This window comes from Pantoea sp. Ap-967 (assembly GCF_011752565.1).
GTDB lineage: Bacteria > Pseudomonadota > Gammaproteobacteria > Pseudomonadales > Pseudomonadaceae > Aquipseudomonas.
Genome location: NZ_VWXK01000114.1, coordinates 1 through 259 on the forward strand (window position 1 = coordinate 1; position 259 = coordinate 259).

Consider the following 259-nt stretch of genomic DNA (forward strand, 5'->3'; position numbering starts at 1 on the left):
CCACGTCTTTCATCGCCTCTGACTGCCAAGGCATCCACCGTATGCGCTTCTTCACTTGACCATATAACCCCAAGCAATCTGGTTATACTGTGAAGACGACATTCGCCGAAAATTCGCATGTTGCGCTTTCGCGCAGAACTCACAAATTTTACCTTAGCCTGATTTCCAGCAGTGAAACTGGTCATCAGTCTATTTCTATCACATATCCGAATTTTTAAAGAACGATCTGACAAAAGCCAGAAATCAACATTCGAGGCGA

At 44.4% G+C, this 259-nt stretch carries 1 protein-coding gene; it reads right to left on the reverse strand.

Annotated elements, in window-relative coordinates; genetic code table 11:
• Window positions 1-185: hypothetical protein (locus F3J45_RS29950; protein ID WP_205300757.1), on the reverse strand; the 185-nt coding region annotated here is incomplete at its 3' end.
• Window positions 186-259: the final 74 nt, after the last annotated feature.